17 protein-coding genes are annotated in these 20204 nt (G+C 75.0%); 8 read left to right on the top strand and 9 right to left on the bottom strand.

Annotated elements, in window-relative coordinates; translation table 11 throughout:
* Positions 1 to 6 precede the first annotated feature (6 nt).
* On the top strand, positions 7 to 978 hold the full coding sequence (locus HS048_RS33855; RefSeq protein ID WP_196469893.1) for an NAD(P)-dependent alcohol dehydrogenase: 972 nt from the start codon (positions 7 to 9) through the stop codon (positions 976 to 978).
* Positions 979 to 1113: 135 nt separating this feature from the next.
* Here HS048_RS33855 and HS048_RS33850 read toward each other — a convergent pair whose 3' ends face one another.
* Both HS048_RS33850 and HS048_RS33845 read right to left on the bottom strand, forming a co-directional pair.
* Positions 1114 to 1674, bottom strand: a complete 561-nt coding sequence (locus tag HS048_RS33850) for a Clp protease N-terminal domain-containing protein (RefSeq protein WP_068901294.1) — start codon at positions 1672 to 1674, stop codon at positions 1114 to 1116.
* A 2-nt stretch (positions 1675 to 1676) separates the two neighbouring features.
* Positions 1677 to 1910, bottom strand: coding sequence for an RNA polymerase subunit sigma-70 (locus HS048_RS33845; protein ID WP_068901296.1), 234 nt, complete (start codon positions 1908 to 1910; stop codon positions 1677 to 1679).
* Positions 1911 to 2101: 191 nt separating this feature from the next.
* Here HS048_RS33845 and HS048_RS33840 point away from each other — a divergent pair, with 191 nt between their 5' ends.
* The gene (locus HS048_RS33840; RefSeq protein ID WP_196469892.1) at positions 2102 to 3790 is read left to right on the top strand and encodes an ABC transporter ATP-binding protein; all 1689 of its coding nucleotides are present in this window, start codon (positions 2102 to 2104) and stop codon (positions 3788 to 3790) included.
* Between the two features lie 6 nt (positions 3791 to 3796).
* Positions 3797 to 5587, top strand: coding sequence for an ABC transporter ATP-binding protein (locus HS048_RS33835; protein WP_307832738.1), 1791 nt, complete (start codon positions 3797 to 3799; stop codon positions 5585 to 5587).
* A 155-nt stretch (positions 5588 to 5742) separates the two neighbouring features.
* On the opposite strand, the gene HS048_RS33830 is transcribed toward HS048_RS33835, so the two are convergent.
* Positions 5743 to 7812, bottom strand: a complete 2070-nt coding sequence (locus HS048_RS33830; protein ID WP_196469891.1) for a prolyl oligopeptidase family serine peptidase — start codon at positions 7810 to 7812, stop codon at positions 5743 to 5745.
* Between the two features lie 185 nt (positions 7813 to 7997).
* Between HS048_RS33830 and mshB the strand changes: the two genes are divergently transcribed.
* The 5 genes from mshB to rraA all read left to right on the top strand — a co-directional run bounded on the left by mshB (position 7998) and on the right by rraA (position 11168).
* Positions 7998 to 8903 carry an N-acetyl-1-D-myo-inositol-2-amino-2-deoxy-alpha-D-glucopyranoside deacetylase gene (gene mshB, locus HS048_RS33825; protein ID WP_196469890.1) on the top strand — a complete coding sequence of 302 codons (906 nt, stop codon included), beginning with the start codon at positions 7998 to 8000 and terminating at the stop codon, positions 8901 to 8903.
* 11 nt (positions 8904 to 8914) lie between these two features.
* Positions 8915 to 9397, top strand: coding sequence for a DUF6113 family protein (locus tag HS048_RS33820; protein WP_153054509.1), 483 nt, complete (start codon positions 8915 to 8917; stop codon positions 9395 to 9397).
* 18 nt (positions 9398 to 9415) lie between these two features.
* Positions 9416 to 9910, top strand: a complete 495-nt coding sequence (locus HS048_RS33815; protein WP_231647534.1) for a flavin reductase family protein — start codon at positions 9416 to 9418, stop codon at positions 9908 to 9910.
* A gap of 189 nt (positions 9911 to 10099) precedes the next feature.
* Positions 10100 to 10534, top strand: a complete 435-nt coding sequence (locus HS048_RS33810; protein WP_196469889.1) for a hypothetical protein — start codon at positions 10100 to 10102, stop codon at positions 10532 to 10534.
* 154 nt (positions 10535 to 10688) lie between these two features.
* On the top strand, positions 10689 to 11168 hold the full coding sequence (gene rraA / locus HS048_RS33805) for a ribonuclease E activity regulator RraA (RefSeq protein WP_068901309.1): 480 nt from the start codon (positions 10689 to 10691) through the stop codon (positions 11166 to 11168).
* Between the two features lie 154 nt (positions 11169 to 11322).
* Here the strand turns inward: rraA and HS048_RS33800 are convergent, their stop codons facing one another.
* The 6 genes from HS048_RS33800 to HS048_RS33775 form a co-directional block, all read right to left on the bottom strand.
* On the bottom strand, positions 11323 to 11799 hold the full coding sequence (locus HS048_RS33800) for a GNAT family N-acetyltransferase (protein WP_196469888.1): 477 nt from the start codon (positions 11797 to 11799) through the stop codon (positions 11323 to 11325).
* Positions 11800 to 11856: 57 nt separating this feature from the next.
* Positions 11857 to 13026, bottom strand: coding sequence for a hypothetical protein (locus tag HS048_RS33795; protein ID WP_196469887.1), 1170 nt, complete (start codon positions 13024 to 13026; stop codon positions 11857 to 11859).
* A 48-nt stretch (positions 13027 to 13074) separates the two neighbouring features.
* Positions 13075 to 14922, bottom strand: a complete 1848-nt coding sequence (locus HS048_RS33790; protein ID WP_196469886.1) for a sigma factor-like helix-turn-helix DNA-binding protein — start codon at positions 14920 to 14922, stop codon at positions 13075 to 13077.
* A 48-nt stretch (positions 14923 to 14970) separates the two neighbouring features.
* Entirely contained in the window at positions 14971 to 17049 is a 2079-nt protein-coding gene (locus tag HS048_RS33785) for a UvrD-helicase domain-containing protein (RefSeq protein ID WP_196469885.1), read from the bottom strand.
* A 3-nt stretch (positions 17050 to 17052) separates the two neighbouring features.
* Positions 17053 to 19275, bottom strand: coding sequence for a hypothetical protein (locus tag HS048_RS33780; RefSeq protein ID WP_196469884.1), 2223 nt, complete (start codon positions 19273 to 19275; stop codon positions 17053 to 17055).
* A 121-nt stretch (positions 19276 to 19396) separates the two neighbouring features.
* Positions 19397 to 20173, bottom strand: coding sequence for a trans-aconitate 2-methyltransferase (locus HS048_RS33775; protein WP_084008820.1), 777 nt, complete (start codon positions 20171 to 20173; stop codon positions 19397 to 19399).
* Between the last annotated feature and the right edge of the window lie 31 nt (positions 20174 to 20204).

The following is a 20204-nucleotide window of genomic DNA, read 5'->3' as shown; positions in this document are numbered from 1 at the left end:
ACCACGATGAGGGCGGTCGTCCGGGACCGGTACGGTTCCCCCGACGTCCTGCGCCTGGAGGAGATCGGCAGGCCGGTTGCCGGAGACGACGAGGTGCTGGTGCGCGTCCGCGCGGCCGCCGTCAACTCCGCCGACTGCAAGCTGATGAGGGGCGAGCCGTCCCTGGTCCGCCTCATGGGGTACGGCGTGTTCAAGCCGAAGCAGCGGATCCTGGGCCGGGACTTCGCCGGCCGGGTCGAGGCGGTCGGCCGGAACGTGGGGAACTTCCGCCCCGGGGACGAGGTGTTCGGCGAGACGGCCGGCGGGGCCTTCGCCGAGTACGTCTCCGTCCGGGAGGGCGCGCTGGGTCCCAAACCGGAGAACCTGACGTTCGAGCAGGCGGCCGCGGTGCCCCTGGCGGGGAGCACCGCCCTGCAGGGTCTGCGCGACCGGGGAGGGGTGCGGCCGGGGCAGCGGGTCCTGGTCAACGGCGCGTCGGGCGGCGTGGGCACGTTCGCCGTGCAGATCGCCAAGGCGCTCGGGGCGGAGGTGACCGGCGTGTGCAGCGCGCGGAACGCCGAGCTGGTCCGCTCACTCGGCGCGGACCGCGTCGTCGACTACGCGACGGAGGACTTCACCCGGAGCGGGCGGCGCTACGACCTCGTCCTGGACGTGGCGGGGAGCCGCTCGCTGCGGGCTCTGCGGAGCGTGCTGGACCCCGGCGGAACGCTCGTCCTGTGCTCGGGCGAGGGCGGCCGCCGGATCGGCCCCATGGGCCACATCGTCGGCGCGCTCGCGCTCTCGCTGTTCGTGGGCCAGAGCCTGCGCCCGCTCGCGGCGAAGACGACCGCGGAGAGCCTGGCCGCCCTCAAGGAGCTCGTCGAGTCCGGGAAGGTCGTCCCGGCCGTCGACAGGACGTATCCGCTGAGTGAGGCGCCCGAGGCCATGCGCTATCTCGAGGAGGAGCACGCGAGGGCGAAGATCGTCATCACGGTGTGAGCGGAGACTCCGCTGCGAGGGCCGCGAGGGCCGCGACGGGAGAGGGGCGGGGTCGGCCCCGCCGACGGCTCCCGGGGGCCGCCGGCGATGCCCTCGCCCCGGGGAGGGCCCCGCTCCCTCCGGCCGCGACCGTCCTCAGCCGAGCTCGGCGACGAGTTCCCGGCGCAGGGTCTCCAGGTCGACGTCCGCCCCGGACAGGACGCGGTGGGCCGGGCCGGGACCGGCGCGCAGGACGCCCAGGAGGATGTGTCCGTCGGAGATGTGCCTGTGCTTCAGGGCGAGGGCCTCGCGCAGGGACAGCTCCAGGGCCTTCTTCGCCGGGGCGGTGAAGGCGATGTGCCTGCCGCTGACCAGGCGGCCCCGGTTGGTGCGCTGCGGCGGCCGGTCCAGGGCGCCCGGACCGAAGGCGGCCTCGACCCGCTCCCGGATGGCGGACAGGTCGATGCCGATCGCCTCCAGCGCGTCGGCGTCGAGCCGGTCGCCCGCGTGCGGCGGGATCATGCCGAAGACGGCCCGGTAGGCCCGCTCGTGGTCCAGACCGTGCCGGGTCAGCAGCCGGGCCGAGACGCTCTCCGGGCGGTCGAGCAGGCCCAGCAGGATGTGCTCGCTGCCGACGAAGTGGTGGTTGAGCCGCCGGGCGTTCTCCTGGGCGAGCTTGACGGCCTGGCGGGCGTCCTGGGTGAACCGTTCGAACATGCCTACTTCTCCCTTCTGAGGAGACCGCGGCCCCCCGCGTACTTCTTGTGCACCGCCTGCTTGGAGACCTCCAGGCAGTAGGCGATCTCCTGCCAGGACCAGCCCTGCTCGCGCGCGTTCTCCACCTGGAGGGCCTCCAGTCGGTCGACGAGCATCCGCAGCGCCCGCACGGCCCGCAGGCCGACGGCGGGGTCGCGGCTGCCGGCGTCGGAGGCCAGCTGTGCCGTATCGCTCATATTGTCAATGTAGGTTGACGAAGTCTTTTCGTCAACCCTCGTTGACGTCGATGTCGCGCCGACCGGGCGCCGGACGGGTGCGCGGACCGGCCCTCGGGCCGACGGGAGCGGCGCGGGCGCGCGTGCGGGCCACCGCGCGGACGGAAAATGGTTTGCCTGGTCAGAGCGGAGTTTGCCAGCCTGGACGGGCCATGCGCTCCTTACCCGCCGCTGATCCCGGCATCCCCGACGCCCGAAGCCCGGTCCGCTACCTGCTCTGGATCGCCCGCAACCAGGCCGGTCCCCTGGCCGTCGGCATCGCCTACGCCATCCTGTGGTGGCTCACGATGGCGCTGGTCCCCGCCTTCGTGGGCAACGGCATCGACGCCATCACCGACAGGGACCTGCCCGGACTGCTCACCTGGGGGGCGCTGACGTTCGCCCTGGGCGCCGCACAGGCGGTCACCGGGGTCATGCGGCACCGGATGGCCGTCCACAACTGGCTGAGCGCCGCCTACCGGACCGTCCAGGTCACCGTCCGGCAGGCGACCAGGCTGGGGGCGACGCTGCCCAGGCGGATGTCCACCGGAGAGGTGGTCAGCGTCGGCAACTCCGACATCGCCCACATCGGCAACGCGATCGACATCCTGCTCCGCGGCACCGGCGCGGTCGTCGCCGTCGCCGCGGTGACCGTCATCATGTTCGGGATGTCGCCGGTGCTCGGCCTGACGGTGCTGGCCGGTGTCCCGCTCATGGCGGCCGCCGTGGCACCGCTGCTCAAGCCGCTGCACCGGCGCCAGCACGCCCACCGCGACCTGCAGGGCGAGCTGTCCACCCGGGCCGCCGACATCGTCGCTGGCCTGCGCGTGCTGCGGGGCGTCGGCGGCGAGCAGGTCTTCGCCGACCGCTACGCCGCCGAGTCGCAGAGGGTACGGCGCGCGGGCGTCCGGGTGGCCGCGGTGGACTCGGCGCTGGAGGGCGCGCAGATCCTGCTGCCCGGCCTGCTGATCGCCGCCGTCACCTGGCTCGGCGCGGCCTTCGCGATCGAGGGCCGGATCACCCCCGGTGACCTCGTCACCTTCTACGGCTACGCGGTCTTCCTCGTCGCCCCGATGCGGACCCTCACCGAGGCGGCCGACAAGCTGACCAAGGGGCACGTGTCCGCCCGCCGGGTGGTGCGGATCCTGAACCTGGAGCCCGAGATGACCGGCGGCGCCGCCCGTTCGGACGGCGGCCTGCTCCGCGACGTGGCCTCCGGGGTCGCGGTCCGCCCCGGCACGCTCACCGCCGTCGCGGCGGCCACGCCCGAGGAGGCCGTCGCCGTCGCGGAACGGCTCGGCCGCTACGCCGGCGGCGACGTGGACTTCGGCGACGTGCCGCTGGACACGCTGCCGCTCGCCGAGGTGCGCCGCCGGATCCTGGTGGCCGACAACGGCGCGCGGCTGTTCGCCGGGACGCTCCGCGACGAGCTGGACGTCTCGGGCACGGCCCCGGAGGAGGTCCTGGCCGAGGCGCTGCACGCCGCGTGCGCCGAGGACGTCGTCGAGGCGCTCCCCGGCGGTCTGGACGCGCCCGTCGCCGAGTCCGGCCGGGAGTTCTCCGGCGGCCAGCAGCAGCGGCTCCGGCTCGCCCGGGCCCTGGTGGCCGATCCGGAGGTGCTCATCCTGGTCGAGCCCACCAGCGCCGTCGACGCGCACACCGAGGCCCGCATCGCCGACCGGCTCGCCAAGGCCCGGCAGGGCAGGACCACGCTGGTCTGCACGACCAGCCCGCTGGTGCTCGACCGCGCCGACCACGTGATCTACGTCGAGGGCGGCCTCGCGCGCGCCCAGGGCACCCACCGCGAGCTGCTGACCACCGCGCCCGCCTACGCCGCCACCGTCACCCGAGGGGAGGACTGATCCGCCGTGAGTGAACGAGTGGACGGACAGACCGCAGGATCCGCCGAGCCGGACGGCGGACGGATCCTGCCGGTCGCCGACCGGGCACAGGTCCGCGCCTACGCCCGCCGGCTCACCCTGAAGCACCCCCGGGCGCTGGCGGCGGCCCTGGTCCTGCACGGACTGGCCGCCGCCTGCGGCCTCGCCGTGCCGTGGCTGCTGGGCGGGCTCGTCCAGGACGTGCACGACGGCGCCGGGGTCGCCCCCGCCGCGGTGGCGCTGGCCGTGGCCGGCTTCCTGGCCGGCCAGGCCGTGCTGGTCAGATACGCCGTCTACGCCTCCTCCGCGCTCGGTGAGAAGGTCCTGGCCGAGCTGCGCGAGGAGTTCGTCGGCCGGGTGCTCGGGCTGCCGCTCTCGGTGGTCGAGCGCGCCGGGTCGGGCGACCTCATCACCCGGACCTCCCGGGACGTGGACTCGCTGTCGCGGACCGTGCGGCACGCCGTACCCGAGACGCTGATCGCGCTGGTCACCTGCGCCGTCACGGTCGGCGCGCTGGTGCTGGTGGGACCGCTGCTGGTGCTGCCCTCGCTGCTGGCCGCCCCGGTGCTCTGGTTCTCCACCCGGTGGTACCTCAGGCGCGCCCGGGACGGTTACCTGCGGGAGAGCGCCGCCTACGCGGACATGACCGACGGCCTCGCCGAGACGGTCAACGGCGCCCGCACGGTGGAGGCGCTGGGCCTGCAGGAGCGGCGCCACCGGCGCACCGACGCCGACATCGCCCGGTCGTGGGCGGCCGAGCGCTACACCCTCGGCCTGCGCACGGTCTGGTTCCCGGCGGTCGAGTTCGGCTACGTGATCCCGATCGTGGCCACGCTGGTCGCCGGCGGCGCGTTCTACATCGAGGGCTGGGCCTCGATCGAGCAGGTCACCGCAGCCGTGATCTACGTGCAGCAGCTCATCGACCCGCTCGACCGGCTGCTCATGTGGATCGACGAGCTCCAGGTCGGCGGGGCCTCCATGGCCCGCCTGCTGGGCGTCTCCGAGGTGCCGGACGACCGGGAGGCCGGCACCGCCGCCCCGGACGGCCGGGAGCTGCGGGCCGAGGGGGTGCGCTACGCCTACCGCGAGGGCCGCGACGTGCTGCACGGCATCGACCTGGCGGTCCGGCCGGGGGAGCGGCTGGCCGTGGTCGGCCCGTCCGGCGCGGGCAAGTCCACGCTGGGCAGGCTGCTCGCGGGCATCCACGGCCCGCGTGCCGGGAAGGTCACGGTCGGCGGGGCGCCGCTGGTCGAGCTCCCCCTGGACGACCTGCGCGGCCAGGTGGCCCTGGTGACCCAGGAGCACCACGTGTTCCGGGGCACGCTCCGCGACAACCTGCTGATCGCCCGCCCGGAGGCGGACGACGACGCGATCCGGGCGGCTCTTGCGGCGGTGGACGCCGGAGATTGGGTCGCGGCCCTGCCGGACGGCCTGGACACCGCCGTCGGCTCCGGCGGGGAGGAGGTCTCGCCGGCCCAGGCCCAGCAGCTGGCGCTGGCCCGGCTGGTCCTGGCCGACCCGCACACCCTGGTCCTCGACGAGGCGACCTCGCTGATCGACCCGCGCGCGGCCCGGCACCTGGAGCGGTCGCTGGCCGCGGTCCTCGACGGCCGCACGGTGATCGCCATCGCGCACCGCCTGCACACGGCGCACGACGCCGACCGGGTCGCGGTGGTCGAGGGCGGCCGGATCAGCGAGCTGGGCTCCCACGACGAGCTCGTCGCCGCGGGCGGTTCCTACGCCGCCCTGTGGAGCAGCTGGCACGGCACTCCGCGGTAGCCGGCACTCCGCGGCAGCCGGGGTGAACCCGCCGCCCGGGCACGGGCGGCGGGCCGCGCCCCGGCGCACGGGCCTGGGCGGGGCGGGCCACGCCGAGGTACGGCGGGCCGCACTCCGGCGCGCGGGCCCGGGCCGGGCCCGCGCGCCGTACCGGTTCAGCCGATGCCGAGGGACCTCCTGAGGAAGTCGACCTGGAGCAGGAGGAGGTTCTCGGCCACGACCTCCTGCGGGGTCATGTGGGTCACGCCGGACAGCGGGAGCACGTTGTGCGGGCGGCCCGCGGACAGCAGCGCCGAGGAGAGCCGCAGGGTGTGCGCGGCGACCACGTTGTCGTCGGCCAGGCCGTGGATCAGCAGGAGCGGCCGGTCGAGCTTCTCGGCGTCGGCGAAGAGCGACGAGGCGTCGTAGTGGCCCTCCTCCGGCTGCCCGAGGTAGCGCTCGGTGTAGCAGGTGTCGTAGAGCCGCCAGTCGGTCACCGGGGCTCCGGCGACGGCCGCGTGGAACACGTCGGGGCGGCGCATCACGGCCAGGGCCGCCAGGTAGCCGCCGAAGGACCAGCCGCGGATGGCCACCCGGGACAGGTCGAGGTCGTCGGGGAAGCGCTCGGCGACGCCGTGCAGGGCGTCGACCTGGTCGTCGAGGACCGGCCCCGCCAGGTCGTGCAGGACGGCCCGCTCGAACTCCGGGCCCCGCCCGGGGGTGCCCCGGCCGTCGGCGACGACCACCGCGAACCCCTGGTCGGCGAACCACTGGCTGGTCAGGTAGGCGCCGGACGCGGCCAGCACGCGCTGGGCGTGCGGCCCGCCGTACGGGTCCATCAGGACCGGGAGCCGGGCCGAGCCGGGCACGTGGCCGCTGGGCAGGATCACCGCGGTGGACAGCTCGCGCTCGCCCGTGCGGATCAGGGAGACCCGCAGGTCCAGGCCGTGCCGCTCGGCGTGCGAGGCGATGTGGCCGCGCGGCCGGTGGTGGTGCAGGACCTGGACCTGCGGGCCCTCGCTGTCGAGGGTCTGGCCGACGAGCACGAGGGTGCCGCCCGCGGTGCGGCCGTTGTAGACGCCGCTCTCGGGCGGGCTGACCAGGGTGATCCGGCCGTCGCGGTAGGCCCAGACGGCGATCTCGGCGGGGTCGCCGCCGCTGGCCCGGAAGAGCACGGTGTCGCCGTCGATGTCGAGGACCTCGCGGACCTGGAGGGTGGGCGGGGTGGCCGGCTCGTCCCCGATGACCAGCCGGCGCCCGCCGTCGGAGTCGGCGACCCAGACCAGGGTGCCGTCGGACAGGTGGCCGGGCACGCCGGTGACGATCTCCACCCAGGCGTCGTCGGTGTCCTCGCGGACGAGCGCCGACTCCCCGGTGGCCGGGTCCACCCTCAGCAGCCTCATCGACCGCTGGTCGCGGGAGAGGGTGACGATCGCCAGGCCGTGGGCGTCCCAGCGGGCGTTGACGAGGTATTCGTCGGTGAAGGGGACCTGGACGCGGGAGCCGCTCAGGCCGAGCACGAAGAGCTCGACCTTCGCGTTCGGCGTGCCCGCGGCGGGATAGCGCTGCGGGACGGCGGGGCGGGACGGGTTGGCGGGGTCGGCGACGAACCACTCCTGGACCGCCGACTCGTCGGCCCGCTCGACCAGCACCGCGTCGCCCGCCGGGGACCACCAGTGGCCCCGCATGCGGCTCATCTCCTCGGCCGCGATGAACTCCGCCAGGCCGTAGGTCACCCCCGGGCCCTCGGGCCGGGCCAGGACGTGGTCCACCTCGTCCGCCAGGCTCTGCACGTGGAAGGCGCCGCCGGTCACGTAGCCGACGTAGCTCCCGTCGGGGGACAGCCGCGGGTCGATCACCGGGCCGGACGTGGCCAGGCGGCGCACGCCCGCGGTCTTCAGGTCCACGGCGTACAGGCCGCCCGCGAGGGTGAAGACGGCCGTGGTGACCGCGCCGTCGGTGCTGTAGCCGACGATGCCGCCGGCCTGCTCGCGGCTGCGCTCCCGGCGGGCGCGCTCCTCGGGGGGCAGGTCCTCCTCGCCCGCGTCGAGCGCGCGGGGGTCGGCGATCAGCCGCTCACCGCCTCCGGCGACGTCGAACTCCCACAGGCAGGTGACCGGGTCCGAGCCGCTCCTCGTCCGCAGGAAGACGACCCGGGAGCCGTCGGGCGAGATCGTGAAGCCACGCGGCACCCCCAGGGTGAAGCGGCGGGTCCGGGCATGGAGACGAGGGAAGCTCTCACTCATACCGCCCATCCTGCCAGCTTGACAGCGCATTCCACGGCGCCCGCAGACGTTCGAGTGAAGGCTGTTATGAAAGAAAATGGGCATACGCGACTTAAGATGCGAATTAACTGCTCACCAGGGCCGCCGCCGGTGCACGGCTTCCTCCCCGCCCGGGTCGCCCCCGGTGCCCCGATACGCTCTGAGTCATGAACGATCGGCGCCTGCTGCTGGTACACGCCCACCCCGACGACGAGACGATCGGCACCGGGGCCACCATGGCCAAGTACGCCGCCGAGGGCGCCCGGGTCACCCTGGTCACCTGCACGCTGGGCGAGGAGGGCGAGGTCATCCCGCCGGAGCTCGCCCATCTGGCCGCCGACCGCGACGACATGCTGGGCGCGCACCGCGTCGGCGAGCTGGCGGCGGCCTGCGCGGCGCTCGGCGTCGCCGACCACCGCTTCCTGGGCGGCGCCGGACGCTGGCGCGACTCGGGCATGATGGGCGCCGCCTCCAACCACCGCCCGAACGCCTTCTGGCAGGCCGACCTCGACGAGGCCGCCGGGGAACTGGTCAAGGTGATCCGCGAGGTGCGCCCCCAGGTCCTCGTCACCTACGACGACAACGGCTTCTACGGCCATCCCGACCACATCCAGGCCCACCGCGTCTCCTGGCGCGCCCTGGAGCTGGCCGGCGACCCCGCGTTCGGCGAGGGCGAGCCGTGGCGGATCGCCAAGTTCTACCTCACCGCGATGACCAGGTCCGCCGTCCGCCGGGCCGCCGAGGCGATGCGCGAGGCGGACGCGCCCTTCCGGGTCGCCGAGGCCGAGGACCTGCCGTACGGCTGCGCGGACGAGGACGTCACGACCGAGATCGACGCCCGCGAGCACGTCGGCGCCAAACTGGAGGCGATGCGCGCGCACGCCACCCAGATCAGCGTGGACCCGCCCTGGTTCGCCCTGTCCAACGGCATCGGGCAGCAGGCCTTCGGGGTCGAGCAGTACATCCTGCGCCGCGGCGTGCCGGGCCCCCCGGGGACGGGTGCGCCGGTCGAGGCCGGCGGCGTCGGCGAGCCGTACGACCGCGAGGACGATCTCTTCGCGGGCATCGGCTAGCCTCGGTGTTCGTGGAGGGAATTCCTGAGGCGGGCCCGGCGACGGGCCCCGTGACGGGCGGGGCGCAGGCGGCCGCGGGGCCGCCGCCGCGGCTGCTCACCGCCGCGGCCTACGCCGTGCTCGTCCTCCTCGGCGCCCTCATGGGACTCCTGGGCGGCTTCCAGCACTCGTGGTACCTCCGGCCCGTCCCGGTCTCGGCCATCGGCTGGGTCCTGGGGACCTTCGCCGTCTGCCACGGCGCGGGGCGTGCGATGGGCGGCCGGGCGGGGGCTATGGCGCCCGCCGCCGGCTGGCTGGCGGTCACGACGCTCTGGCTGACCGCGCGCCCCGAGGGCGACCTGGTCATCGCCGACGACGTCTCGGGTTACGTCTACCTGTACGGCGGGCTGCTCGCCGCGCTCGCGGGCGCCCTGCTCGTCCCGCCGGGGAGCGGATCATGGCTGCTCAGCGGCCACCCGCACGGATCGCACCCGGTGAGATCAGATTCGTCCTGATTGCGTATGGTGGCGTGCGTGCACGTTGAGCAGCCAGTGGACCGCGACGCCTACCGCAGGGCCGTCGGCCGTTTCGCGACCGGCATCGCCGTCGTGACCACCCGGCTCGGCGGGATCGACCACGTGATGACCGTGAACTCCTTCGCCTCGGTCTCCCTCGACCCGCTGCTCGCGCTGTTCTGCGCGGAGAAGGTCGCCCGGTTCCACGACGCGGTGCTCGCCGCCGGGGTGTGGGGGGTGTCGGTCCTGCCCGACACCGCCGAGGACGTCTCGCGCTTCTTCGCCCACCGGGGCCGCCCGCTCGCGGGCCAGCTCGACGGCCGCCCGCACCACCACGGCGGGCTCGGCGTCCCGCTGCTCGACGACGCGCTGGCCACCCTGGAGTGCCGGACCACCGCCGTCCACGACGCGGGCGACCACTCCATCGTGGTCGGCGCGGTGGTCGCGGTGGCGACCCCGGCGGAGGGCTCGCCGCTGCTCTACCACGAGGGCCGCTACCGCCGCCTGGGCTGAGCCCTTCCCCGCGGCTCCTTCCCGCGTCCCCTCCCTGTGGCCTCTTCCCGCGTCCCCTCTTCGCGGCCCTTTCCCACGATCCTCCCCCGCGGCGCCTTCCCTCGCGGCCCCCGCCGGCTCCGCCTCCCGCTCGCACGCCCCCGCCGGCCCGCCCTGTCGCCGGGCGTCCGCAGGGCGCACAATCGCCGTATGCGACGGTGGCACCGGGCGCGGCGGGCGCTCAACTACGCGAACCTCTCCACCCCGCTGGGGCTGCTGGTGGCCCGCCTGGGCCGGGCCCGGCTGACCGCCGGGCCGGACGGCCTGCTGCTGGCGCACGGCTACCGCATCCCGTTCCCGGTGGCCGGGGCGTTCACGGTCGGCAACGTGGTCCTGACCCGGCACGGCGAGGGCTACCTGACCGGCGCCCTGCTCCGCCACGAGGACCGGCACGCCTCGCAGTACGCCGCGTGCGCCGGGCTGCCCATGCTCCCGCTCTACGTCGCCGCGGTGGCCGTCTCGGTGCTGGTCTGCGGGAACCCCGGCTCCTGGAACGTCTTCGAGCGGCTGGCGAACCTGGAGGACGGCAACTACCCCCGCACGCCGCCGTGGTGGACCCGGGCGCGGGCGCGGCGGCGAAGGTAGGCCGGGAAGGGCCCCTCCGCCGGATCCGCCGCGACGGCACGGGCTCCGCGCACCCCGGCCCGGACGAGGGCCACTCCGGGCGGGGAGGACCGCGGCCCGTACGAGGGTCACCCGGGAGGGCAGGGCCGCGATCGCGTCCGGGAGAATGCGGCGCATGGAGTTCACGACCGCCGACCTGATCGACGCCCACGGCGACATCCTGGCGAGCTGCGTGACGCAGTTCCGCTCGTACGGCCTGCGCGCCCGCTTCGCCGGGCCGATCGCCACCGTCCGCTGCCTGGAGGACAACGCCCTGGTCAAGCAGGTCCTGGCCACGCCGGGAGAGGGCCGGGTCCTGGTGGTGGACGGCGCGGGCTCGCTGCGCACCGCCCTGATGGGCGACCTGATCGCCGCCTCGGCCGTCGCCTCCGGCTGGTCCGGGGTGGTCGTCAACGGCGCGGTCCGCGACACCGCCGCCTTCGCCGGCCTCGACCTCGGCATCAAGGCGCTGGGCTCCAACCCGCGCAAGAGCGCCAAGGCGGGCAGGGGCGACCTCGACGTCCCCGTCACCTTCGGCGAGGTCACCTTCGCCCCCGGCGCCTGGCTCTACAGCGACGAGGACGGCATCGTGGTCAGCCCGCACGCCCTGCCGTAGGCCCCGGCGAAGAAGCGGAGCGCGGGAAGGCGCCGTCCCGCCGGAACTCCAGCGCCTAGCGCTCCGCGGCCGACCGATGGGACGCCCGGCGCGCATGGCGGCAGACCGACATGGCACGTTGCCAACGTCCGGCGTTGGTAACGTGCCATGCCGGTCAGAGCGCCGTCTCCAGGACCGTGGAGCGGGTCGCGAAACCGTGGCGCAGGTAGAAGCGCACGGCGCCCTCGTTGCCCGCGTAGGCCGTCACCCCGGCGTACTGCGCGCCGTGCTCGCGCGCCCAGCTCCGGAACTCCGCCACCAGGCGGGAGCCGACGCCGCGCCCCCGGTAGGGCGGCTGGACGTACATGCTGCCGAGCGTCGCCACCGCGACCGGCCGCATCGCGGTGGGCCCGGACAGCGAGCCGGTCAGGTGGCCGACGATCCGCCCTCCGTCGTCGGCGACCATGACGAGGCGGGCCGGGTCGTCCATCGCCGCGGCGAACCTGGCCGCGCCGTGCTCGCGCGGCCAGGCGATGTTCAGTGACGGGTCCCGCGTCCCGGCGTCCTCGACGAACAGCGCCGCGCTGCAGGCCACCACCCCGTCCAGGTCCTGCGCCCGGGCGGGTCGTACGACAACACCGATCTCACTCATGAGACGGGACGCTAGCGGGCGGCACCGACATTCACCGCGAACCGCACCGGGGACTCGCTACCGGACCGTCCAGGACTGGCCCTGCGGGGTGTCGGCGACCTCGACGCCCAGCCCGGCCAGTTCACGCGTGAGCAGGTCGCAGGCGGTCTGGTCGCCGGACTCGCGGGCGCTCCGGCGCCGCTCCAGCAGTTCGTCCGCGCCCGGCGGGAGGGTCCGGGGCCGGCCGATGTCCAGCGGCAGATCCAGGCCGAGGACCTGGTCCAGGTGGAGGAAGGCCTCGAACCGCGAGCCCGGGGCGAGCGACTCGTCCCCCTCCATCTCGTCCAGCAACCGCAGCGCCAGCGGCGTGTCGAGGTCGTCGTCGAAGGCGGCCTCGATCCGGGCCACGCGCTCGGCGGGCATCGGCCGGCTGGGGGACTCCGACCACTCCGCGACACGCGCCCGCCGGCGCCGCAGCGCCCGGTCGGCGGCGCGCAGGGCGTCCCAGGTGAGGTCCACCGGCTCGCGGTGGCGGTGTCCCAGCAGCGCCAGCCGTACGGCCAGCGGATCGAGGCCCGCCGCCGCCACGTCCCCCAAGGACACGCCCGCCCCGGCGCTCCCGCCCGCCGTTCCGCCCTCGAAGCGCAGCGGCGCACTGCGGACCGGCCGCCGGGCCGCCCCCGGGGCGACCGCCTCCAGCAGGACGGTCTCCTCGGGGGAGCTCAGCAGGACGTGTCCCCCGGCCGGGGGGAGGGCCTCGGAGACGACGGCCATCTCGGCGAGCAGGGCTGCGGCCTCGCTCCCGCGGGGCGAGTGCTCGGGCGGGCGCAGGTTCAGCGCCGTCGCGTCCGCGCGGAACGCCTCCTCGTGGGAGGGCACGTCCTCCCGGACGGAGGACCCGCCCGCGCCGAGAGCCCCGCCGGTCTCACCAGGTGCCCCGCCGGTCTCCCCGGGAGCCCCGTCGCAGGACCCGCCGGTCTTCCCGGGAGCCCCGTCGTGGAGCCCGCCGGAAGCCCCGGAGCCGGTCCCGTGGAGCCCGCCGGGATCCCCGGCCACGCGGTGCAGGACGACCCGGAGCCGGTGCCGCTCGCAGACCCGCCTGACCAGGTCCGCCAGGAGGTGCGGCCGCAGGTCGCCCAGCCGGGCGGGGCGGTCCGCGGGCGGGGCGCAGGTGTACATCCGCAGGGAGCGGGCCCCTTCGGGCACGACCCGGTCGGCCCGGCCGCCGGGGTCAAGGAGTCTCAGCACGGAACGGCCCCCGTCGGCTCGTCGGACGGCGTGCGCCGGGAAAGCCCATCAGGCGGCGCCCTCCAGGAAGGTGAGGATGTCGCGGTCGCCGCGGTCCCGCAGGCGGGCCAGGACCTCGTCGCGGGCGGCGCCCTCGGACAGGCCGATGCGGCCGCCGATCAGGCGCAGGCCCTCGGCCTCCGAGGCCACCGGGGCGGTGTAGCCGATCAGGTGCAGGGCCCGGTTCAGCGCCGGGATGCCGGGGACCGCCGCGGGCAGGTAGCGGGTGAGCAGTTCGCCGCCGTCGGAGACCGTCAGGAAGACGTGGTCGCCCTCGGAGGCGCCCGCGGCCACCAGGATCGGGCGGATGGAGCCCATGGTCGGCTGGTTGTGCCAGCTGATCACCACGTCGCCGGACGGGGTGGAGGCGGTGAGCTGGCCCCCCGGGGCCATGCCGAGGTAGGCGGCGAAGCCGGTGGGCAGCGGCGAGCCGGAGCCGCGCAGGTGCTCGGCGTTGACGTCCACCCGGTGCCACCAGCGGCCGTCCCGGCTGCGGAAGCAGCGGCGGGTAGAGGCGACGTCGCGGCGCGGCTGGTAGTCGCTCTGCTCGGCCCCCGCCACCCGGATCCACCCGCGCTGGGTGCGCTCGAAGCCGGGACCGCCCGCGTAGGCGCGCACCGAGCTCTCGCTCACGTCGTAGCGGGAGGTCAGGTTGGTGACGATCGTGTTGACCGGCGCCTCCCCGCCGGCCCGCTCGATCTCTCGGGCGATCATCTCGCGGATGCCGAGGTACTGCTCGCCGCCCCAGCGCGTCAGGCCGTACTTGTTCCGGTCCAGCCGCAGGAACCGGTCGTCGGCGGTGAGCTGGTTGCGGATGCCGACCAGGCTGTAGTCCTCGCCGATGCGCTCCTGGATCTCCTCGGGGGTCAGCGCGCCGCCCGCCACCGCGAGCACGGCCTCCGCCTTGTCGTTGACGCTGCGCGGCCAGGGCACCACGTGCTCCTCCAGCACCCGCAGCTGGGGCACCGAGACGAGCCACCGCTCGGCCACGTCCTCGCGGATGCCGAGCTGGCTGACCAGCGTGACGGCCTCCGCCAGGGGCCGGGGCCCGTCGGTGAACAGCTGCCGGGTCTTCTCCCGCAGCTCGTCGGCGCCCCCCGCGACCAGCCACCCGTCGACCTGCTCGTAGCCGGTCAGCAGGGTCCGCACGAACCGCCAGGCCGGGATGGAGAGCGTCTTGAGCTCCGCGCGGTGCCACGGCACCGCCGCCGCCAGGTCGTCGGCGGGCACCGCCGAGCCGAGCCGGCCGCGCAGCCACGACACGTGCGCCACCAGCGGGGCCGCGTCCGGGCCGGAGAGCCAGGTGTCCACGTGGTCGCGCAGGTCGCGCTCGATCTGCCGGATGCGCTCGCGCGTCACCGAGAACCGCTGGGCCAGCTCGTCCAGCGTCACCCGCTGGGAGGCGTACAGGCGGTCCCTGGCGATGGCGCGCTGGCGCTCGTCCAGGGTGGCGAAGACCTCGTCGATCAGCTCCGGCAGCGGCCGGTCCGGCCGGGAGGCCGGGACGGGGGCGACGCTGTCCTCGGTCACGGGTTCGAGCAGCCGCTCCAGCACCCCGGTGAAGAGCTTGTGCACGGTCTCGCGGCCGAGCCCCTCGGGCGTGTGCACGCTCGACGCCGGGTCGGCGAACCTGAGCAGGGGCAGGACGTCGCCGAGCATCAGATGGCCCCAGCACGACAGGGCGAGGTCGGCGAGCCGCCCCGCGACCTCGGGGGTCCCGACGATGGAGCAGGCACGCTCCAGCGGAAGCGCCTGCCACCACGCCTCGGGGAGGCGGGGGTCGTTGGCGATCGGCGCTACCTGGCCGGGAGAGGTCCAGCGCAGGGGTGGCGCGATGTCGCTCAGGCTGAGGTTCATTGGGGTCCAACCGGCAAGGGGAATGTATCCGCAGTTCAGAGTATGTGATCAGATGGGAAGGAACGGGCTGGCCCGCCCGGAGTGGGAGACGTAGAGCAGTTCCCGCGCCCGGGTGCAGGCCACGTACAGCAGGCCCCGTTCGCGCTGGAGGTCGTGCGCCCGCGCCGAGAGGTCCTCCTCGGCCGGGGTGAGCGAGTCGGGGGCGGGCACCACCCCGTCGGCGACGCCGATCACGGCCACCCGCCGGAACTCCCGCCCCTTCATGCCGTGCAGCGTGGTCACCCGCACCCCCGAATCCCGCAGGGCGGCCCTGGCCTCCCGGACGAGCCCGGCGGTCCTGGCGGCCACGGCGATCTCCTCCGGAGGCACGCCGTCCTCCCGGATCCACCGCCAGACGTGGGATACCAGACCGTTCAGCTCGTCCTCCGGTGAGTCGTAGGCGCGGACCACGGGATGCGGGCCGTGTCGGGTGGCGCGGAAACCGTACAGCTCCTGCACTCCGGCCACCAGCCCGTCGGCCGGTCCGCCCCCGCGCAGCCGTACCCCCCAGGAGAGGATTTCCCCCGGAAGGCGATGGGACACCTGAAGCCGCTGCTGGACCGCGTCGATCCCGAGCGAGGCGAGTGATACGCGGGTGTCGAGGACCCGCTGGTGCGGGTCGCCCACGATGAACAGGTCGTCCGGCGCGTGCGGCACCGCGGCGCGCAGCAGCCGCCACTGCACGGGGTGCAGGTCCTGCGCCTCGTCCACCACGATGTGCCGGTACGGCTCCCGCCGGGGCGCGGCCTCCTCCAGCAGGTCCCCGGTGCTCTGGCCGAGCAGGATCGACGCCTCGGCGGCGAGCTGGAGCAGGGTGCGCTTGCCGCGCTCGGCCAGCCGCCCGGTGACGTGCCCGACCGCCGCCCACACGGCGGCGCGCTCGTCCGCGGGGAGCACGACGCCGCGGCCCGGCCGGGGGGCGGACAGGTACTCGTCCAGGGTGCGCAGGTTCTGCGCCAGGATGACCTGCTCCCACTCGCGCAGCAGGAACGCCGGGCTGCGGCCGCCGGCGGCCTCCCGCCAGAGCGCGCCCAGCTCCTCGGAGCCGACCAGGACGGGCGGGTGCCCCTCGGCGTCGGAGACGATGCGGTGGGCCAGCCGGTCCACGTTGCCGACCTCGACGCGCTTGCGGACCACCGCGTCCTCGATCAGCAGGTCGAGCCGGGAGGCGAGCTCGCCGCTCAGTCCCTGGGAGAAGGTGACCAGCAGGACCGGGCCCGCGCCGCGCGCGGCCAGGAAGGCGGCCCGGTGCAGGGCGAGGACGGTCTTGCCGGTGCCCGCGCCGCCGGTGACCAGGACCGGCCGGTCGCAGGACTCCCGGTAGGCGAGCCGGTGCTGGGCGGGGTGCAGGAACACGCACCAGCCGGGCGCGTCGAGCACGTGGTTCAGCTCGCGCGGGTCCGCGGTGAAGACGGCGCGGTCCGGACTGCGCACGAGCGCGGCGGCGAGGTCGTCGGGGTCGATCGGGGCGGCGGCGCCGGCCGGACCGGGGGCGGCGTCGACCGCGCGGCAGGCGTCGAGCTCCCGCCAGGCCGCGGCGACGGACTCCCCCCTGGCGAGCGCGGCCAGCGGGACGTACTGCGTCGGCGGGAGCAGCGGCTCCAGCGCCTCCAGCGTCAGCTCATCGGTGATCAGCCGGACCAGGGGCAGGAAGCGGTGGTCGACGCCCAGTTCGATCAGGTCGGTGTCGCAGGTGTCGGCGAACAGCCGGGCCGGGAACGACGCCGCGGACCTGCGGATCGCCGTCTCCACGCGCTCCAGCGCCTCGGCGTCCCACACCTCCACCACGCCGATCACGGGGTTGACCCCGAAGCGGTACCGCCGGGCGTAGGCCCACGCCTCGGCGTCCGGCAGGACGGTCAGCAGCCAGTGGACGTCCCGCTGCCGGACCACCACACCGCGGTGCCGCTCGGCCAGGCGGAGCGTCGCGACGCGGTCGTCCCTGGCGCCCCTGACCCGCTCCGGGTGCGGCGCACCGGCCGTGTTCTGCAGGAACCTGCGTACGGAGACCAGCGCGTCCCGGCGCGCCGGCTGGGGCAGCGCGCTGAGCTCCACGGGGAACTCCGGGGCGATCGCGAGTCGGGGCATCGGCTACGCCAGGAGGGACTGCAGGTCGCGGTCACCGCGCTCGCGCAGGCGGGCCAGGAGGTCGGCCTGGCTCACCGGCCCCGTCATCCCGATCCGGGTGGCGATGACCCTGGCGGCCTGCTCGGGCGTGCCGCTCGGCGCGGTGTAGCCCACCAGCCGCAGGGCCCGCGCGATCGGTTCGGTCCCGGAGGCCGCGGCGGGCAGGTGCCGGGCGCGCAGCACCCCCTCCTCGGACAGCGTCAGGAACAGGTGGCCGCCCTCCTTGGCGCCCACGTCGTGCAGGAGGAGCACGAGCGACTCCAGGACCGGCCGGTCGCGCCAGCGCAGCGTCATCTCGCCGACCATGCTGGTGACCGTACGGCTGTCGCCGGGGGCCATGCCCAGGTAGGCGGCGAACCCGCTGGGCAGCGGGCACTCGGCGCCCGCGAGGTGGTCGGCGGTGATGTCGACCCGCAGCCACCAGCGGCCGTCCGGCTGCCGGAAGCAGCGCCGGGTGAGCGACACGTCCTTGAGCGGCCGGGCGGCGGCGTCGGGCGGGAACGAGGACTCGAAGAAGCCGGGCCTGCCGGGGGAGGACGCGGCGCCGAAGGGGTCCGCGGCCCCGGGCGGCGACGGCGGTCCCGCCTCGCCGGCCGGTTCCCGGAAGGGCTCCGGGCCGCTCTGCCGGGCGGGTTCCGGGCGGTCCTGCCGGAAGGGCTCGGGACCGTCCCGCCGGGCGGGTTCCGGACCGGGCCGCGCGGGCGCCGGGTCCGGTTCCGGGTGCGGTTCCGGGCGGGACGGGGCCTGCCGCGGGGACGCGCCGTTGGCGCGGCGGGCCGACTCTCCGGCGCCGAGGATGCGCAGCTGCGGCACGTTCTCCAGCCACTCCTTGGCGACCTCGGGGTGGATGCCGAGGGTGGAGACCAGTTCGAGGGCCCGGCCGACGGTCGGCGGGCGCTCGGCGCTGCTGATCAGGTCGCGGGTCCGGTGGCGCAGGTCGGCGATGTCACCGTCCACCAGCCAGTCGCCGACGAGGTAGTAGTCGGGCAGGGTCGCCAGCACGAACTGCCAGGCGGGCACGTCGAGGGAGTGCAGCTCCCACGCGTGCCAGTCGGCCGCGTCGATCAGCCGGTCGACGGGCGCGGCCTTGCCGAGGGTCTTCCTGAGCGCGGTCAGGTGGTCGCGGTACGGCGCAGCCTCATCGGAGGCGAGCCAGCGCCGCAGCCGTGCGCGCAGCTCGGCCTCGGCGTCCCGGACCACCTCGGGCTGGACCGCGAAGAGCTTGGACAGCGACTCCACCGCCGCGGGATCGTCGGTGAAGACCCTGTTCTGCGCGACGGCCCAGCTCAGATCCTCCAGGTCGAGGAAGGCCGTGTCGAGCAGCGCGTGCAGGCTGGGCGCGCGTCGCGGCACGTCCTGCCCGGCGGCCTCGGCCCCATCCCCGGGCTCGTCCGCGTCCGCGTCCGCGTCCGCGTCCGCGTCCGCGTCCGCGGCCTCGTCCCCGGGCTCGGCCTCGGCTTCGTCCCGGGCCTCGGCTCCGGCCTCGTCCGCGGTCCCGTCCTCCGCCTCGTCCGCGAACGCCGGGACCGCGGGCTCCTCCGGCACGCCGCCCGCTCCGGTGAGCCGGGGCCCGGGTTCGTGCTCGGCTTCCGGTTCGTGCTCGGCTTCCGGTTCGGGCTCGTGCCCGGCTTCCGGCTCCGGCCCGGTCGTGTGCTCCGGGAAGGGGGCGGGCTCGAAGACGCTGAAGCCCGTGGAGCCGGATCCGCGCACGGGTTCGGACGCGGTCCCCCGCACGGGTTCAGGGGCGGCCTCGGATCCGGCCGCGGTCCGGGAACCGCCGGGCACCGGGGAGAGCCGGGCGAAGACCGCGCCGAAGAGCGTGTGCAGCAGCGGGCGGGGCTGCACGAAGGGCTGGTCCCGCAGGTCGTGACCGGTGAAGGAGAGCAGCCCAGGCCAGGAGCCGGCCCGGTCGAGGGCGATGGCCGTACAGGGTTCGTCGGCCTCGTCGGGGTCCAGGACGTACAGGGCGGGCAGGACGTCGCCCACCGACGCGGCGGGCCAGTGCTCCAGGGCGATCTCCGTGACGATCTCCGCGAGCCGCTCGGGCCCCAGCACGGCGAGCACCGCGGGCAAGGGCAGGCTGCGCCACCAGGCGTCCGGCAGATCGGGCTGGTCGCGCAGGAGCGGGATCGCGGCCGCGTCGCTCCAGCGCAACGGCGGCACGAGGTCACTCAGACAGACGTTCATCCGCACCCTTCACCAGCACCTCTGATTTGCCCGAGTCGTTCCTCGTCGCTGGAGAACGAGACTCATGGAACAGACCATAGTCTGGCAAATCGCCTTAGCGCATCGGGTGGTCTCAGCGGGCTCAGCGGCGGACGGCCGCGAACCGGAGCCGCACGTAGTCGGCCATCCAGCCGGTCTCCCGCCGCAGTGCGGGCGCTGCCAGCTCGTTCACCCGTCGCAGCAGGGATTCGATCAGCTCCGCGGGGAGCTGGTGCAGCAGCGAACCGGCGAACATCCGTACCCAGTCCGCCGCTCCGTTGGGGCATTCGTCAAGTGGAGTCGGCCGGTCGAAGTACTCGAGAATTCGGACGACGAAGCCGCCCTTCTCCAGCCGGCCGGCGTACTCGGCGGGGGTAGGGAAGTACCACGGCAGGTCCGGATCGGGCAGCCCGTGCTCCCGCCAGGCGGTGGAGACCGCCGCCGTCAGCGCGGCGCAGTTGCCCGCCCCGCCCATCTCGGCCACGAACCGGCCGCCCGGGGCCAGCGCCTCCCGGACACTGGAGATCACCGCGTCGGGCTCGCTCCCCATCCAGTGCAGGGCCGCGTTGGAGAAGACCGCGTCGTACGGCTGCGCGACCACGAAGTCGCGTCCGTCGCCGACGATGAAGTCCAGCCCGGGGTACTGCGCCAGAGCCTTCTCGATCATGGCGGGGGAGCCGTCGATCCCCAGGACGTGCGCGCCCCGGGAGGCGATCTCCGCCGTCAGCACGCCGGTGCCGCAGCCGAGGTCCACGATCCGCTCCCCGGGCCGGGGGTCCAGCAGGTCGACCAGGGGGGCGCCGTGCGCCGAGACGTATCCGAAGCCGCCGTCGTAGGTGCGAGCGTTCCACGTCATCAGGCTCGGCGTGTCGTATCGCACGATGATCAGCTCACATTCCGAGGCCGCCCGG

This window comes from Planomonospora sp. ID91781, assembly GCF_015711595.1.
Classification (GTDB): Bacteria; Actinomycetota; Actinomycetes; order Streptosporangiales; family Streptosporangiaceae; genus Planomonospora; species Planomonospora parontospora.
Note: the sequence above shows the minus strand (reverse complement) of the source record. Positions and strands in the feature narration are given on the sequence as shown.